General features: G+C 68.8%; 12 protein-coding genes. 5 read left to right on the top strand and 7 right to left on the bottom strand.

Annotated features, from left to right (window positions below; translation table 11 throughout):
- Positions 1-184: 184 nt before the first annotated feature.
- Positions 185-610 (bottom strand): organic hydroperoxide resistance protein, encoded by a 426-nt coding sequence (locus tag V2J18_RS02820; RefSeq protein ID WP_064746352.1) that lies wholly within the window; start codon positions 608-610, stop codon positions 185-187.
- 185 nt (positions 611-795) lie between these two features.
- Positions 796-1263 carry a MarR family winged helix-turn-helix transcriptional regulator gene (locus V2J18_RS02815; protein ID WP_064746351.1) on the bottom strand — a complete coding sequence of 156 codons (468 nt, stop codon included), beginning with the start codon at positions 1261-1263 and terminating at the stop codon, positions 796-798.
- A 262-nt stretch (positions 1264-1525) separates the two neighbouring features.
- On the opposite strand from V2J18_RS02815, the gene V2J18_RS02810 reads away from it, so the two are divergent.
- On the top strand, positions 1526-2632 hold the full coding sequence (locus V2J18_RS02810) for a serine hydrolase domain-containing protein (RefSeq protein WP_336130897.1): 1107 nt from the start codon (positions 1526-1528) through the stop codon (positions 2630-2632).
- 271 nt (positions 2633-2903) lie between these two features.
- On the opposite strand, the gene V2J18_RS02805 is transcribed toward V2J18_RS02810, so the two are convergent.
- From V2J18_RS02805 to V2J18_RS02790, 4 genes are all read right to left on the bottom strand, one after another.
- Positions 2904-3539, bottom strand: coding sequence for a M15 family metallopeptidase (locus tag V2J18_RS02805; protein ID WP_336133039.1), 636 nt, complete (start codon positions 3537-3539; stop codon positions 2904-2906).
- 79 nt (positions 3540-3618) lie between these two features.
- On the bottom strand, positions 3619-5211 hold the full coding sequence (locus V2J18_RS02800; RefSeq protein ID WP_336130896.1) for a serine hydrolase: 1593 nt from the start codon (positions 5209-5211) through the stop codon (positions 3619-3621).
- A 64-nt stretch (positions 5212-5275) separates the two neighbouring features.
- The gene (locus tag V2J18_RS02795; protein WP_336130895.1) at positions 5276-8242 is read right to left on the bottom strand and encodes a TonB-dependent receptor; all 2967 of its coding nucleotides are present in this window, start codon (positions 8240-8242) and stop codon (positions 5276-5278) included.
- Between the two features lie 42 nt (positions 8243-8284).
- On the bottom strand, positions 8285-9805 hold the full coding sequence (locus V2J18_RS02790; RefSeq protein ID WP_425606094.1) for a transglutaminase-like domain-containing protein: 1521 nt from the start codon (positions 9803-9805) through the stop codon (positions 8285-8287).
- Positions 9806-10074: 269 nt separating this feature from the next.
- Here V2J18_RS02790 and V2J18_RS02785 point away from each other — a divergent pair, with 269 nt between their 5' ends.
- From V2J18_RS02785 to V2J18_RS02770, 4 genes are all read left to right on the top strand, one after another.
- The gene (locus tag V2J18_RS02785; protein ID WP_336130894.1) at positions 10075-11508 is read left to right on the top strand and encodes a C40 family peptidase; all 1434 of its coding nucleotides are present in this window, start codon (positions 10075-10077) and stop codon (positions 11506-11508) included.
- A 159-nt stretch (positions 11509-11667) separates the two neighbouring features.
- Positions 11668-12765, top strand: coding sequence for a dipeptide epimerase (locus V2J18_RS02780; RefSeq protein ID WP_064746347.1), 1098 nt, complete (start codon positions 11668-11670; stop codon positions 12763-12765).
- A 77-nt stretch (positions 12766-12842) separates the two neighbouring features.
- Positions 12843-13691 carry a MurR/RpiR family transcriptional regulator gene (locus V2J18_RS02775; protein WP_064746346.1) on the top strand — a complete coding sequence of 283 codons (849 nt, stop codon included), beginning with the start codon at positions 12843-12845 and terminating at the stop codon, positions 13689-13691.
- 284 nt (positions 13692-13975) lie between these two features.
- Positions 13976-14776, top strand: coding sequence for a L,D-transpeptidase family protein (locus V2J18_RS02770; RefSeq protein WP_064746345.1), 801 nt, complete (start codon positions 13976-13978; stop codon positions 14774-14776).
- 265 nt (positions 14777-15041) lie between these two features.
- Here the strand turns inward: V2J18_RS02770 and V2J18_RS02765 are convergent, their stop codons facing one another.
- Positions 15042-16913, bottom strand: coding sequence for a DUF885 domain-containing protein (locus V2J18_RS02765; RefSeq protein WP_336130893.1), 1872 nt, complete (start codon positions 16911-16913; stop codon positions 15042-15044).
- Between the last annotated feature and the right edge of the window lie 76 nt (positions 16914-16989).

Here is a 16989-nt window from a genome sequence, read left to right as displayed (position 1 = left end):
AACTCACCGTCGCTCACCGGACCTGCACGCGGACTTCACGCCGAGGCCGCGATCGGCGCCGCGCCGGTCGCGCAGCGACACGATCGTCGCTGCGCGGGACGCTCGAACGAAAGGCCCGGACGCTTGCGCGCCCGGGCCTTCGCTATTGCGCTGCGCCGTCCGGCTCGAACCGGACCGATGCAGGTCAGACCAGGGTCAAGGTCACGTCGATGTTGCCGCGGGTCGCGTTCGAGTACGGGCACACCCCATGGGCCTTTTCGATCAGCGCCTGCGCTTGCTCGCGCGGCAGGCCGGGCAGCGAGATCTTCAGCTCGGCCTGGATGCCGAAGCCGGTCGGCAGCGGACCGATGCCGACGCTGCCGTCGATCGACGCGTCGGCCGGAAACGCGATCTTCTCGCGGCCGGCGACGAACTTCATCGCGCCCATGAAGCAGGCCGAGTAGCCGGCAGCGAACAGTTGTTCCGGATTGGTGCCGGCGCCGCCGGCGCCGCCCAGCTCGCGCGGCGTGCTCAACTGGACTTCCAGCGCATTGTCGGAGGAAACGGCGCGGCCGTCGCGGCCGCCGGTGACGTGGGCGTGTGCGGTGTAGAGAACGGTGTCGAGGGACATGGTAGGACTCCTTGGATCGGGTTGAGTGGGAAGGAACGGTGTTGCGGCCTGAAATAAATAATTCGCTATTTGATAGCGCACTATTCTTTAAACGGAAGCGAACGGTCGGGAGCGGGAAATGGGTGCAGGGAAATGGGTGCAGGGAGACGGGTGCAGGGAACGGGAACGGCGAATGCAGGCCGGGCTCAGGCGTGGCGCAGCAGGCTCCCGCGCAGGCTTTCCAGTTGCGCTTTGAGCACGGTCAACTGCTCCAAGCTGCAATCTTCGACCGCGCAGGACATACCGGTCGGCACGCTCTGCGCCTTGGCCTTGAGTGCGCGGCCTTGCTTGCTCAACTCGATCACCACCAGGCGTTCGTCGCTGGCGGCGCGGGTGCGGGTCAGCAGGCCGGCCGCTTCCAGCCGCTTGAGCAACGGCGTCAAGGTCGCCGAATCCAGGAACAAGCGTTCGCCGATCTCCGAAACGGTGAGGCCGTCGCGCTCCCACAGCACCATCATCACCAGGTACTGCGGATAGGTCAGGCCGAGTTTGCCCAGCAGCTTGCGGTAGACCTTATTCAGCGCCAGCCCGGTCGAGTAGAGGGCGAAGCAGAGCTGGTCGTCGAGCAGCAGGCTGGAACGCGGCGGCTTGGCGGTGGCGAGGGCGGTCTTCATGGGTCGGCAATTTACATAGCGCACTATTGAATAGCAAGCACTATCGCTGCGCCGGACCGGACCGCAGCGTTCCAGGAGCAGGGCGAATCCTGTCCGCTCCGCCCCAGGCCGGCGAGAGACAAAGGGACGGAAGGGGCTACGCCGCGGGCCTGCCCCTCACCGCCGCGCGATGCTGCGCACCGGTCGAGTCGTCGCGCGATTGCCGCGCGGGACCGCGACGACGGCACTTTCCGCGCGCCGCATCGCCCTGCACTATCGACCGATGCGAACCATATTCCTGTTGACCGCGGCGGTGGCCGCGTCGATCGGCGGTTGTTCCGCCGTCCCGAGCCGCGAGCCTGCAAGGCCCGCCGGCGATGCCGGCCGCGACGCGGCGGTCGCGGCGCTGATGCGCGACTATATCGGCCGCGTGCCCGGAGCCAGCGTGCTGGTGCTGCACGAGGGCCGTCCGCTGCTGCGGCGCGGCTACGGACTGGCGAATCTGGAAGCCGCGACCGCGGCAACGCCGCAGACGCATTACCGCCTGGCCTCGGTCAGCAAGCAGTTCACTTCCGCCGCGGTTTTGCTGCTGGCGGAAGACGGCAAATTGCGTCTGGACGACCCGATCAAGCGCTGGTTGCCCAGCCTGCCCGCGGCCTGCGATGCGATGACGATCCGGCAATTGCTCAGCCACACCTCGGGGCTGATCGATTACGAGGAGGTGATGCCGCACGGACGCTACGACGACGGCGAGCGCCAGATGCGCGACGCCGACGTGCTGCGGGTGCTGGAAGGCCAGAACCGTGCATATTTCGCTGCCGGCCGCGGCTACCATTACAGCAACAGTGGCTACGCGCTGCTCGCCTTGATCGTGGAGCAAGCCTCCGGCCGCCGCTACGCCGAGTTCCTGCGCGAACGCATTTTCCTGCCGCTGGGCATGCACGACGCGGTCGCCTACGAGCGCGGCGTGTCCGAGGTGGCGCATCGCGCCTACGGCTACAGTTTCGAGCAGGGACGTTGGCGCCGCACGGACCAGAGCCCAACCAGTGCCGTGCTCGGCGACGGCGGCGTCTACGCCTCGATCGACGACCTGCCCCGGTGGGACGCGGCGCTGTACGACGACCGTCTGCTCAGCGCGGCCTCGCGCCGGCTGGCCTTCGCGCCGCACACGCCGACCGACCAGGCCGAAGTCGAATACGGCTACGGCTGGCGCATCACCGGCGAGACGCTGTGGCATTCCGGCGAATCGATCGGCTTCCGCAACGTGTTCGTGCGCTGGCCGCAGCGCCGGCTCAGCGTGGCGGTGTTGAGCAACCGCAACGAGCCCGAGCCTTACCGGCTGGCGCTGAAGATCGCCGAGCTGTACCTGCCCGACGCACCGATCCACTAGCGTTCGATCACCAGGCAGCCGGGCTTCGGAAGCATGCGTGGTATCGCACCGCTTCGGTGGTCGCGGCTTACGCCGCTCCTACAAAAGCCGCCGCCCCTGTAGGAGCGGCGTGAGCCGCGACAGCCGCAGCGAGGTATGCGAGCGAAGCCGGCCGAAGCCCTGATCCGCGAGCGATCGGCAACCACACAACCGGAAAGCCGGGCTTCCGGGAACGTACCTGGCATCGCACCGCTGCGGTGGTCGCGGCTCGCGCCGCTCCTACAACCGTCCGCTAGCGCACCGGAAAATCGAACGCGGTCCGTGGGGTCGGTTCGGGGCGGTAGGTGTAATGCCACCACTCCAGCGGGTAGTTCTCGAAGCCTTCGGCGGCCATGGCCTGGCGCAAGCGGTCCCGATTGGCGCGTTGCTCCGGGCTCGCCTGCGGCGAATCGGTGTTCGCCGCCGGATCGAAGAAGTCGAAGCCGGTGCCCATGTCCAAGGGCGCATAGCGCCCGGCACGCGACGCGAGCAGGGTCAGGTCCACGGTCGCGCCGCGGCTGTGGCCGGAGGTCGGCGAGATGTAGTCGCCCAGCAGCGCGCTCTTGTCCAGGTGCGGATAGTATTCGGATTTGCCGCTCTGGTCGCCGAGATCGCCTGCCCACGCGACGAAATCGCGAACCGCTCGCACCGGCCGGTAGCAGTCGTAAACGCGCAGCCGCAGACCTTGCCCGCGCAAGCTGCGCTCGACCCGCGCCAGGGCCTGCGCGGCGCGCGCATGCAGATAGCAGGCCGGCGCCTCGTAACCCGCGACCGGTCGGCCGACGAAGTTGTCGGCGCCGGCGTAGCGGATGTCCAGCGACAGGTCGGGCACCAGGCGGCGGATCTCGATCAGGCCGACGGATGCCGCATCGGTCGCCGGCGATACCATCGGCGCGGCCGCCGTCCGCTGCGCCTGCGGCGAGCGCACCGCGGTCACGCAACCGATCAGCACCAGCAACGCACAGGCCTCAACCGCAATCGCCGATACGCGCGAACGCCAAGTCCTCGTAGTCGTAGCTGAAGTCCGCATCCGGGTCGACCTTGCTCATGCCGAGGGTGATGCCGCCGTCCGGTGCGCGGGCGAAATCGAGCCAGGCTTCGACATCGACCTCGTCCGCGTCCCAGTCGACCAGCCATCGCCCGCCGACTTGCTGGATCTTACCGCTGAGCAGCGGGGACTTGCCTGCGACGAATCTCACCGTATCGCCCTGGGCGCACACCGAGGCCTCGCCGAACCAGGGGTCGCGGTACCGGCCCAGCCATGGCGCCAGCGCCGCGCGGCGCGCAGCCGTCCGGGCCGAGGTGTCGGGGGCGCGGCGGGACGCGGGCGCAGCCTCCTCGCGCGCGATCTCAGCCGCATACCGCGTCCAGTCGCGCGGTTGCGGCGGCGGCGCGTAGCGCTCGCTGAGCACCTGATCGAACACGCTGCGCGCATCGCCCGCATCGCCGTTGATCAGCACCACGTAACCGGCGCGCCGGTCCGGCAGCATCGCCACCAGCGAGTACATGCCCATCAGAGTACCGGTATGCGAGACCTTGAACTCGCCGTGCACGTCGCCGAGCCGCCAGCCGTAGCCGTAGGCGGAAAAGCGGCTCCGCGACCAGTCGCGCTGGCGCGCCGAGACCGGCATCGGCATCTGCGCCGCCCACACCGCGCGGCGCTGCTCGGCCGACAACCAGGGCTTACCGTCGGCGCCGCGGCGCTCGGGGTCCAGCCAGGCCTGCAGCCAGCGCACCATGTCGTCGAGACCGCAGCGCACCCCGCCGGCCGGGTCCATGGTGCTGGCCGGAATCGCGGCGCCGTCGCGGCGTACCACCACATAGCGATCGCCGCGCCGCGCATGCGGCTGGGCCAGCTCGTCGCCGGCGCCCGGCGTCCATGCGCCGACACGGCAACCGCGCATGCCCAACGGTTCGAACACCTCGCGTTGCAGCGCCACTTCGTAGGGCGCGCCCGCCGCGACCGCGGCGACCTCGCCGGCGACGATGTAGAGCAGATTGTCGTACGCGTAACGCAAGCGGAAGCTGTGCTGCGGTCGCAGATAGCGCAGGCCGTGCAGGATGTCGGCGCGCGTGTAGGCATTGGGCTCCGGCCACAGCATCAGGTCGCCGGCGCCCGCGCGCAGACCGCTGTTGTGGATCAACAGATCGCGGACCTGGAACTCGCGCGTCACCCAGTCCTCGCTCATGCGGAACTGCGGCAGATAGCGCGCGACCGGGTCGTCCCAACGCAGCTTGCCGGCATCCACCAGCCGCGCCAGCGCCGCGGCGGTCATGGCCTTGGTGTTGGAAGCGATCTTGAACAGGCTGCCCGGGCCGACCGCAGCGCCCTCGCCCAGCGCCAGCACGCCGGCCGTGCGCCGGTAGCTCGCTCGTCCGTCCTCGACGACCGCCACCGCCACGCCGGGCAAGCGGTAGCGGGCACGGATGCCGTCGACGATGCGATCGAGCTCGGCCGCGGTCGCGCCGTCGCCGGCGGCAGACGTCGAGGCAGCGAACGCCGGCGCCGCCAACAGGCCAATAAAAAGCAGGACTGCGCGCGGGAGTCGTAGGCGTCGCATCGGAACGGTCCTGAACGAAGAGAGAGGGCGGCCCGTTCCTGCGCCGCCAAAGGGGTCCGGAGGATCAGAAGTCCAGGGACACCGTCAATTGCGCGTAGCGCGGCGACTGATAGCCGGTGCCGAAGCGGTAGAACTCGTTGCGCACGCCGATGCCGCTTTCGAATTCGTCGTCGACCTCCATCACCCGCTGCTGGTTGAACAGGTTGTAGACCGCGAACTTGACCCTCAGGTCGGCGGCGCCGAACGAGCGCTGGTAGGTCACGCTGGCGCCCACGTCGAAGGTCCACGGCAGGTCGCCGCCGGAACCACGCCGGCGCAGTTGGTAGACGCGCTGGTCGAAGTCAGCCTGGCAGTTGGACACGCAGACATAGAAGCTGTGGTAGCTGGTGCCGTCGAAGGGATTGCCCTTGCCGAAGGCGTTGATCGGGCGGCCCGACTGGGCGTTGAGGGTGGCGCCGATCGACCAATGGTCGTCGATGGCGTAGGCGCCGCGCAGCTTGATCTGGTGGCGGCGGTCGTTGGGCAGCGGGCCGTCGCCGTTCAAGTTCACGAACGGGTCGTCGAAGGACTCGGTGCGCCCGGTGTTGTCGAAGCCGAAGTCGGAGTTCGACGGGCCTTCGGCATTGCCTTCGCTCTTGGACCAGGTGTAGGAGGCGTTGAACGCCCACTTGTCGTCCCAGGCGCGGTCGAGCATGAACTCCAGCGCGCGATAGGTGCGCTTGGGCTTGACCCAACCGCGGTCGCCGACGTAGTTGCCGTCGGCGTCGTACAGCGCCCAGCCGGCGCGCGAGGTGTCGATGTTGACGTAACCGTCGTTGACCCCGTCGCAGTTGGTGTCGGTATAGACCGTCGCGGTCTTGCCCGGGTTGCCCATGATGTAGCCGATGCTGCCGGGCTCGCCGCCGCAGAGGATGCCGTTCGAGGTCAGGTTCATGTCGTCGATGGCGTTGTGCAAGCGGCGGTAGATGCCGCGCACGCCCCACGACCAGGTTTCGTCGAGCATCGACTGGAAGCCCAGGATCAGCTCGTCCTGGTAGACCGGGTCGATGTCGGCGTCGACCTCGCTGCGCAGGTCGCCGACCGTGCCGTCGCCCTGGCTGTTGTCGACCGGTCCGATCTGAGCGCCGAGCACCGGCCGCTGGTAGGTGGCGCCGTTGTACTGGAACGACTCCAGGCCGTTGAACACGTAGAAGGTGCGCTCGTCGAGGAAAGCGCCGGCCTGCTTGACGTTGATCTGATTGACGATCGGCAGGAAGTAGCGGCCGACGTTGCCGAACAGCTTGGAACGGCCGTCGCCGCGGAAGTCCCAGGAGAAGCCCAGGCGCGGCGCCAGCATGTCGTCGATCTTGATGTAGGTGTTGCCCTCGCCGTTCTTGTTGTCGAACGCCTCCAGGCGCAGGCCGGCGTTGAGCATCAGGTTCGGCGTGACCTGCCAGTTGTCCTCGATGTAGTAGGCGCTGTTGATCGACTCGAAGCTGCCGCTGACCTCCTGCTGGCGCGCACGCACGTAGGCGTTGACGCCGGCCGGGACGATGCCGCCGTTCTCCAGCCGGGTGCCCGGCAGGGTCGGATAGATCTGGTAGTAGCGGCGGGTCGGGCCCGGATAGAAGCTCTCGTTGTCGGAGGTATTGACCTCGCGGTCCAGGCCGAAGCGCAGCAGGTGGTCGCCGACCTGCCATTCGAAATCCAGTCGCGCCGCTTCGCGCTGGTCCTGGCCCTTCTCGATCTGGGCCGAGGACACGCAGCCGATCTGCGGCAAGCCGGCCCGGCGGCGATCCTGGACCGCATCGCACTGCACGTCGTTGACGCTGGTCTGGATGCGGTCGCGCTTGTTCTCGCCGTACAGCGCCTTGACCGAGAACGTGTCGGTCAGATAGCCGGTATAGGTCAGCGCCCAGTTGACCCCGCCGCCCTCGCTGAACTGGGTGTTGGTGCGCGAACCGCGCTGACCGGCGGCGAAGTCGTAGCGATAGTTGTCGGTGGTGGTCTCGTTCTTGTCCGAGAAGGCCAGGAACTCCAACAAGTGGCTGTCGTTGATCTGCCAGTCCAGCTTGGTGCCCCAGAAACCCTTGTCCGACTTGCCCTTGAAGAAGGTGCTGCCGGCGTCGTTGGTGCTCTCCGGCCGGTAGTCGCGGAACTCGTACATCGCGTAGAAGAACAGCTTGTCCTTGACGATGGGGCCGGACGCGTAGACGTTGAGATTGGTGCTATCGTACTGGTCGCGGCTGGCCACCCGGTAGGGATTGCCGTCGGCGTCGTAGTGGTTCTTGCCCTCGGACTGCAGCGAGGACGGCTCCCACACCAACTCGGTGCCGAACTTGAACTCGTTGGTGCCCGATTGGGTGACCGCGTTGATCACGCCGCCGGTGGTGCGGCCGAATTCGACCGAGTAGCCGCCGGTCTTGACCTGGAACTCCTTGAAGAAGCCGAACGGCACCGAGGAGAAGCCGACCCGCTTGTAGAAGTCGGTGACGTTGAGGCCGTTGATGTAGACCGCGTTCTCCGACACCGACGAACCGCCGAACGAGGCGCCGCCGTACTGTCCCTGGATCACGCCCGGAGCGAGCAAGGCCACCGATTGGGCGTCGCGGCCGACCGGCACGCGTTCGAGTTCGGCCTTGGTGACGTTGGTCGCCGATTCGGTCGAACGCACGTCGACCGGCGTGATGACGCGCGAGCCGATCACCTGCACCGCGCCCAGGTTGGTGGCGTCCCCGAGGTTGATGTTGGCCTCGTTGCCCAGACTGACCACCACCTCGACCGCCTCGCCGACGGGCGCGCCGTCCTTGCTCGCCTGCAGCTTGTAAGTGCCGATCGGCAGGAACGGGAAGCGGTAGTTGCCGTCCGCGTCGGCGCGCACCGTGCGGGTGAATCCGGTTTCCGGATTGTGCACCGTGACTTCGGCGCCGGCGTCCACCCGGCCGGCGAGCGAGCCGTCGGTGTTGGCCGCCAGCGCCGGCAGCGCCATCGAAGCAAGGCAGATCCCCATCGCCATGCTCAAACCGGTTCTGACCAAGGTCTTGCCTTTCATCACCGCACTTCCTCCCCTCAATGGTTGACGCGGGCCGCGGGCTTACTTCGTTGCGGGCAGCACCTGCGCTTGGTAGTCGTAGTCCCACTGGTCGAAGTAGAGATTTCCCCCTTCCCACTCGACCTCGCCCCGTTGCGAATCCACGGTTTCGGAGCGTTCGTGCGTCTTGGCCGGAACGAACTCGCGGCCGTAATCGTCGTTGTAGGCCACCCGGTACGCGTCCAGGCCGCCGAAGTAGAAATCGGCCAATTGCGGATCGGCGCTGTCGAAGCGCCCGGTGGTCACGTCCACCGGCACCCAGCCGTACGGCGCCAGGTACATCCAGGCCCAGTCGTGCATGTTGGTGTAGCCGTCGTCGCCGAACACCCAGCCGGACTGCCAGCGCGCGGGGATGCCGTTGAGCCGCAGCAGCGCCATCAGCAGCAACGTCTGCTGGCCGCAGTCGGCATGGCCGGCGTGCAGGGCGTAGTCGGAGATGTTGGAGATCGTCGAGTACTCGCGCGCGCCGGCCCAGGGAATGCGGTCCACGGCGGCGTAGAGTTTCTTGGCGATGTAGTACGGCCGGGTCTCGTCGCCGACGACCTCGCGCGAGAACTTGCGCAGCGCCTCGGTATGGGCCTCGTGCGGCAGGCGTTCGCCCAGATGCGGCCGGGTCTCGTCGTCGACCGGCGCGGCGATCACGTTGTCCGGGTCGATCGCCCGGTACTGACCGTAGACGGTAAGTTCGTAGCGGACCTCGAACCGGGTCGGCCGGCCGGCGTGCGCGACCTGTTCCAGATAGACCGTGCGCTGCGACGCCGACTCCGGCGCGATGCGGTGCTGCGCCGGGACGCTGGCGAGGAAGTCGATCGCCTCTTGCTGGTGCGCGATCGCGCGCGGGTACGGCAGCCAGGCGCGCAGGCGCTGCCCGGCCGGCACCGCATCGGCGGCGACGGTCAGCGAGTGGGTGATGCGCACCCGCCGCGGCGCGCCGTAACCGCGCTCCAGCGCGGCGTCGCGGACCTCGGCATGATGCGGGTTGAGCCGCTCCATCGGCCCCACGCTGAGCGGCTTGGCGTCCGCGCGGCGCCGCTTCAGCGCCTCGTCGCTGAGCCGGAACAGGTTCGACGGGGCGCGCTGGAAGTAACGCTTGTCGCCGTCGATGACCTGGTGCTCGAGCAACCCGGCGCGATCCCAGGCGGCGAATTCCTCGCCGCGCAGGTCGGGAATCTGAGTGCGCAACTTGGCCTGGGCCTGCTCGCGGTCGAGGCTGAAATCCAGGCGGATGCGGCGCATGCGCTCGCGTTCGAAGGCGATCGCCCGGCGCAGCTTGGGGCTGAGCCCAGGCAGGCTGAGCGAGCGTTCGATGCGCGCCGCGGCGTCGCGGAAGTCGCCGCCGTCGATCAGGGCGCGGATCGCGGCCAGGGCTTGCTCGGCCTGGCGCGAAGCCGAGGCGGCGGCATCGGCGCCGGCCTCGCTCTGCGCTGCCCAGGCAGGCACGATCAGGTCCAGCACCAGCGCCGCCGGCAACGCGAACGCCAGCCCCAGGGCCAGCGCAGCCGAACGGCTGCGCCGCGCAGGCAAAGCGATAGCCCTCGCGCGGGGAGCGATAAACAGCAGGTCAGTCACGGGATCCATACCTGGTGTCACCCACGCGGGGGCCATCGGTTCATGGCTGTGTAACATGGGCGGTGGGCGTGGTCAATAAAATATTCTCTATCTATTCACGCCTGGAAATATGTATTCTCGGATCGACCCGGCGCGCACGGTTGGCGTTACGGGTCGGTGCCGGACGACCGGCATCGGGCCGAGCAGGCGTCCGGACCGATCCGGCGCACCCGGAGCATGCAGCGATGCGTAGCGCTTTCCGCCAGCCACCCGCCGGCCGCCCGTCAGGCGCCCGTCGCACCGCCGCGCTGTGGAGCGGCGCCCTCGCCGTTGCCCTGACGCTGGGCCTGGCCGCGCAGGCGCGGCCGCCGGCGACCGGCGTGATCGGCATCGAGGAGGGGCAATTGAACGCCGACTACTGGGTCCGCCAGCAGACCCATCCCGATACCCCCATCTTCGACCGCGCCGCGATCGCCGCGCAGAACCGGCGCCTGCGCGAACTCGACCCTTCGGTGCACGACATCGAACAGCTGCCGGCACGGCTGCCGCGCGAACAGGTGCGGGCCTGGATCCAGGCCCTGTCGCAACCGCGCGAGGAGACCCTGTACGACGAACGCGGCGACGCCGTGCCCGCGGCGACGCTGCAGGCGCTGAGCGACGGCCTGGCGCTGGACGCGATCCCGGCGCAGCAACCGCGCCGCTACGGCATGGTGGTGCGCCGCGCCGATCTGCGCACCTTCCCGACCCGGCTGCGGGTGTTCACCAGCCGCGGCGACACCGACATCGACCGATTCCAGGAAAGCGCGCTGTTCCCCGGCACGCCGGTGGCGATCGTGCACGAAAGCGCGGACGGCCGGTACTGGTTCGTGGTCAGCGAACTGTATGCGGCCTGGGTCGAGAAGGACCGCATCGCCGAGGGCGAGGCCGGCGAGATCTTCGCCTATGTGCGCAAGACCCCGTACCGCATCGTCACCGGCGCCACCGCCCGCACCGTGCACACGCCCGAGCAGCCCGGCGTGTCCGACGTGCAACTGGAGATGGGCGTGCGCGTGCCGTGGCTGGCCGACTGGCCGGCGCAACGCGAGGTCAACGGCCAACACCATTACGCTTCGCATGTGATCGAGCTTCCGTATCGCGACGACGCCGGCCGGCTGAAGTTTTCCCCCGCCCTGCTGCCGCGCACCGCCGACACCGCGTCCGACTACTTGCCGCTGACTCAGGCCCACCTGGTCCGGCAAGGCTTCAAGTTCTTCGGCGAGCGTTACGGCTGGGGCCACTCCTACAACACTCGCGACTGCAGCGGCTTCGTGTCGGAGATCTACCGCAGCTTCGGCGTGCAGCTGCCGCGCAACACCCGCGACCAGGCGGTCAGCCCCGCGCTGAACCGCATCGACCTGGCCGACGACCTCGGCCACGACGACCGCCTGGCGCTGCTCAAGACGTTGCAGGTAGGCGACCTGATCTACATCCCCGGCCACGTGATGATGGTGGTCGGCCACCAGGACGGCTGGCCCTACGTGATCCACGACACCACCGGCATCACCTTCCGCGACCGCACCGGCGAACTGGCCCGGGTGCGGCTCAACGGCGTGTCGGTGACGCCGCTGGTGCCGCTGCTGTTCGATCGCGAACAACCTACCGTGGACCGCATCACCAGCATCCAGCGGATCCGTCCATGAGCCTGCGCCCGCGCTCAGGACGAGCCGCCCCGCACGCCCGCCGCGCCCCGCGCCGGCCCGGCTTCACGCCTTCGTGCGCGCCCGGATAGTGAACTTTCCGCCGCCCGCGCGCCTCTCCTCTCTTCTCCGACCGACGAACCAGTCCAGACCATCGACCACATGAAGATCACCGACATCCGATTCGGCATGCTGCGGGTACCGCTCAAGACGCCGTTCAAGACCGCATTGCGCACCGTCGATACGGTCGAGGACATCGTCGTGACCATCCATACCGACACCGGCCATATCGGCTACGGCGAGGCGCCGGCGACGGCGGTGATCACCGGCGACACCCACGGCTCGATCGTCGAGGCGATCCGCAAGTTCATCTCGCCGCGCCTGATCGGCCAGGAGATCGCCAACCTCAACCGCATCACCGGCCTGATCCAGGGCGCGATCGAGAAGAACTCCAGCGCCAAGGCCGCGGTCGAGATCGCGGTCTACGACCTGTTCGGCCAACTCTACGGCGCGCCGTTGTACAAGATGCTCGGCGGCGGCGATCCGGTCATCACCACCGACATCACCATCAGCGTCGACTACATCGAGAAAATGGTCGCCGACTCGATCGCCGCCTGCGACCGCGGCTTCGAGTCGCTGAAGATCAAGGTCGGCAAGGACATCGGCGTCGACATCGAGCGGGTCAAGGCGATCTACGCCGCGGTCGAAGGCCGCGCCCTGCTGCGCCTGGACGCCAACCAGGGCTGGACCGCCAAGCAGGCGGTGTACGCGCTCCAGACCCTGGAAGATGCGGGCGTGCGTCTCGAACTGGTCGAGCAACCGGTCAAGGCCCAGGACCTGGACGGGATGAAGTACGTGACCGACCGGGTCCACACCCCGATCATGGCCGACGAGAGCGTGTTCGGCCCGGCCGAGGTCATCGACCTGATCCGGATGCGCGCGGCGGACATCATCAACATCAAGCTGATGAAGACCGGCGGCTTGTCCAAGGCGATCCAGATCGCCGACATCGCGGCGATGTACGGCGTCGACTGCATGATCGGCTGCATGATCGAGACCAGCATCAGCGTCGCCGCCGCCGTCCACCTGGCGGTGGCCAAGGCCAATGTGATCACCAAGGTCGACCTGGACGGTCCCTCGCTGTGCGCATTCAATCCTGTCGACGGCGGGGTTATCTTCAACGAGTCGGAGATCACCGTCACCGACGCGCCCGGGCTGGGCATCCGCGAGATCCGCGGGTTGGAGCCGTTGCCGGCCTGACTCCGCCGGGGCTGGCCGCCGGCCCCCGCTTCGCCCGTACCGCCGAACAGGACCGCTGCACAGGACCGGACCCGCCGATGTCGCCCTTGCTCAAGATCCGCTCCGAACGCGACCAGATGTCGGCGATCGAACGCCGGATCGCCGATTACCTGCTGGAGAACGCGCACCTGCTGCGCGACTATTCCTCGCAGCAGCTGGCCAACGCGCTGGGCATCAGCCAGTCGAGCGTGGTCAAGTTCAGCCAGAAGCTCGGCTTCAAGGGCTACCCCGACCTCAAGTACTCGATCGGCGAGGCGGTGGCGCGCGGCGACGCCCAGGACGAAGGCGCGGTGGCCGAGGCCATCGATACCGATCCGCACGTTGCCCTGGCCGAACGCCTGTGGCACGCCAAGACCCGCGCCGAGGAAGAGACCCGGCTGATCAACCCGCCCGAGCGCATCGAAGCCATCGCCGAGGCGGTGCAGAACGCGCGCCGGGTGTTCATCATCGGCCTGGGCGAGGACGGCATCCCGGCACGCGCGCTGGCGCTGAAGCTGGCGATGATCGGCATCCTCGGCGTGCACCATTTCGATCCGGTGCTGATGACCGCCAGCACCGCCAGCGCCAACGCCCAGGACGTGCTGCTGGTGTTTTCCGAGTTCGGCAAGCAGACCGTGCTCTGCCACCTGGCGCGCAGCTTCGCCGCGACCGGCGGCAAGGTAGTGTCGGTGACCCGGCACACGCCCAACCCGCTGCGCGCCCACGCCGATTACGCGTTGCTGGTTTCGGCCCACGACGAACGCGCGCATATCGAGCCGTTGCTGTACCAATCGGCGCTGCAGCAGTTGCTCGACCTGATCTTCATCCTGCTGTGCGAGCACGGGCAGGGCCGGCTCAGTCAGCTCGACAGCAGCGCCGAGCGGATCCAGGACATGCTCGACACCTGAGCCCCGGGGCGGGTCGCGGAGCGCGCGACGGCGCGGCCGGCCGGGAAGCGGAGGCGACTGGCACCGGCGCGTCCGGGGCGAAGGGCATCCGCCTCGACGGACGCCGCCGTTCGGCGCCGACGCGCCAGGCTTCGCCGGCCGGTTCGGACGCTGCCGGTCCCGCCTCGCCCGGTTCGGGTACGCTCGATACGTGATGCTCGATTGAGTACGCCCGATCCGATGCGCCCGATCCGGGCCGCCCCACCCCGAGCGACGACTGCCCCGATGTTCCGCGAGGACCCGCCATGCCCGACCTGCCGCCCCGTTCCCGCGCCCGTCTGCGCGCACTCGTTGTCGTCGCCTCGGCGCTGATGGCCGCCGCCTGCGCCACCCGCGGCGACCGCGCCGGCCCGGGTCCGGAGCAGGCGCAGCAGTTGGTGCTGGTGGTGACCGCCGACTGGAACGCCAGCGGCGGCCGCCTGCAACGCTATGAACGCGACGGCGCCGGCTGGCGCGCGGTCGGCGATGCCACCGCGGTCACCGTCGGCCGCGCCGGCTCGGCCTGGGGCCGCGGCCTGCACCAAGTGCCGGCCGGCGAACCGGGCCCGGTCAAGCGCGAGGGCGACGGCCGCGCCCCGGCCGGCCTGTTCCGCATCGGCACCGCCTTCGGCTACGCCGAACACGCCGCCACCGCCCTGCCCTACAGCGCGATGACGGTGTCGGACTACTGCATCGATGTCGCCGATTCGCCGCTGTACAACCGCATCGTCGACGCACGCGAGGTCGGCGCCGCCGCGGTCGCCGGTTCGACCGAACCGATGCGCCGCGACCTGCACGCCGACGGCGACCAACGCTATCGCCAGGGCTTCGTGATCGAACACAACGCCGACGGCGCGCGCGGCGCCGGCAGCTGCATCTTCGCCCATCTGTGGAAGGCCCCCGGCGAGGCCACCGCCGGCTGCACCGCAATGGACCCCGACCGCATGAGCGAACTGCTGGCCTGGCTGCGACCGCAGTCGCGCCCGGTGTTCGCGCTGTTGCCGCAAGCGCAGTACCGGGCGCTGTGGCGCAACTGGGGCTTGCCGGCGCCGGACGACGCGCGCTGAGCACGCTTGCGGGGGTAGGAGCGGCGTGAGTCGCGCCCCCGGGACGCGCGCAGCAAACATCGCCTACGGCATTCGCCGAATGCCGGCCAAGAGCGCGTGCAGGAACGGCGCGGCGCGGGGATGTCTGCGCCCGCAAGCCGCGGCCAGGAGAGTGCGACACATGCTGTTCCGCGGCCCGCGCGCGTCGAGCGGGCGCGCGGCCCGATGGCACCAGAAGCCCGTCCCCCGCTCCCTTTCTCAAAGGGAGGGGGAACGCCGCCGACGATCAGCGCCTGCCGCCGCCGGCTCCCGCCTTGCCGCTGTCCGCACCGGCCGCCTTGGCCTGCCTCGCCGCCGCCTTCTCGCGGCTCTCGACGATGAACCGGTCCACCCGCTGCTCCAGCACCGGCAACGGTACCGAGCCCAGGGCCAGGATCGCGTCGTGGAAGGCGCGGATGTCGAAGTCCCGGCCCAGCGCCTGCTCGGCCTTGGCCCGCGAGCGCTCGATGCTCATCTGCCCGAGGTAGTACGACAAGGCCTGTCCCGGCCAGCCGATGTAACGGTCGACTTCGGTCTGGATCTCGTGCTCGCTGAGCGCGGTGTTGTCGCGCAGGAAGGCCTGGGCGCGCTCGCGGCTCCAGCCCAGGTGGTGCACGCCGGTATCGACCACCAGCCGGCTGGCCCGCCACATCTGGTAGGTCAGATAGCCGAAGTAATCGTACGGCGTGTCGTACAGGTTCATCTCGATGCCGAGCTTCTCCGAATACAGCGCCCAGCCCTCGCCATAGGCGGAGATATAGGTGTAGCGGCGGAAGTCCGGCAGGCCCTCGTGTTCGGCGGCCAGCGAGGTCTGCAGCGAATGCCCCGGCGCCGATTCGTGCAGGGTCAACGCGGCCAGGTTGAACAAGGGCCGCGACGGCAGGTCGTAGGTATTGAGCAAGTACACATCGCGGCCGCCGCGGCCGGCGGTGTAGAACGGCGCCAGGTCCGGCGGCACCGGCTTGATCGCGAAACGCTGGCGCGGCAACAGACCGATGAGCTCGCCGATCTGTCCGTCGACGCGCTTGGCCAGCCACGACGCGCGCATCAGCAGCTCGTCGCCGGTCTTGGGATAGAACTTGGGGTCGGTGCGCAGGTAGTGCAGGAATTCGGCGAAACTGCCCTTGAAGCCGGTCTTGGCGATGGTCTGGTCCATCTGCGCGCGGATCTTGGCCACTTCGGCCAGGCCGATCTCGTGGATCTGCGCCGGCGCCAGGTCGAGCGTGGTGTATTCGCGGATCTTCGCCCGGTACAGCGCCTCGCCGTCGGGCAGGGCCTCGGCGGCCAGAGTGGTGCGTGCGCGGGTCATGTATTCCTCGCGCATGAACGCGAGCAGCTTGCGATACGCCGGCAAGACCGCCTCGTCGATCGCGCGCGCGGCCTCGGCGCGCAGCCGCGCCTGTTCCGCCGCCGGCAGGTTGGCCGGCATCTGCTTGAACGGGGTGTAGAACAGGTTGTCCTCGAGCTTGGCGTCCAGCACTTCCTTGATCGAGACGTCGCGCCCGCCCAGGGTCGCGCGCGGCACGCTGTAGCCGCGGTCGAGCCCGGCGCGCATGTTGGCGATCTGTTCGTCGAAGTAGCGCGGGATGTCGCGCAACTGGCCGAGGTAGCGGCGATAGCCTTCGGCGTCGCGGATCGGCCGGCGCGCGGTGAAGCCCAGGTTGGTCCAAAACGCGCTGTCGCTGTTGAACGGCATTTCCCAGCTGCGCAGGCGCTGGTTGGCGAGCAGGCTCTGGATCTGCTGGCGGAACACCTCGTAGTTGACCGGGTCCTCGCCGCGCAGCTGCGACTTGTCGATCGCGTCCAGTTCCTCCATCACCTGCGCCCAGTAGCGCTCGCGCGCGGCCTGGCTGGCCGGGTCGACCTTGGGCAGCTTGTCCGAGGGCTGGCCCTGCACGTCTTCGTCGTCGCCGCCGGCGAACTGGGCCTGGCGCCATTTCCATTCGCGGGTGTACAGCGCCTTGAAGCGTGCGCCGACCGCGTCTTCGCTGCGCTGCGCGGCGACGGACGCGGCAGCGGGCTCGGCGGCGAACGCCGGCAACGCGCCCAGCGCGAGCGACAGGGCGACGGTCAACGCAGCGCGGGAGGCGCGCAGGTAGCGGGGGCGGCTCGGGGTCATCGCGGGACTCGATAGCGGGACACGGAAGCGTGGATCATGCTTCATCCGTGCGCAGCGCGGATGTGCCTGAAGTGTC

The organism is Lysobacter firmicutimachus (assembly GCF_037027445.1).
Classification (GTDB): Bacteria; Pseudomonadota; Gammaproteobacteria; order Xanthomonadales; family Xanthomonadaceae; genus Lysobacter; species Lysobacter firmicutimachus.
This window is presented reverse-complemented; position numbering and strand designations above follow the sequence as displayed.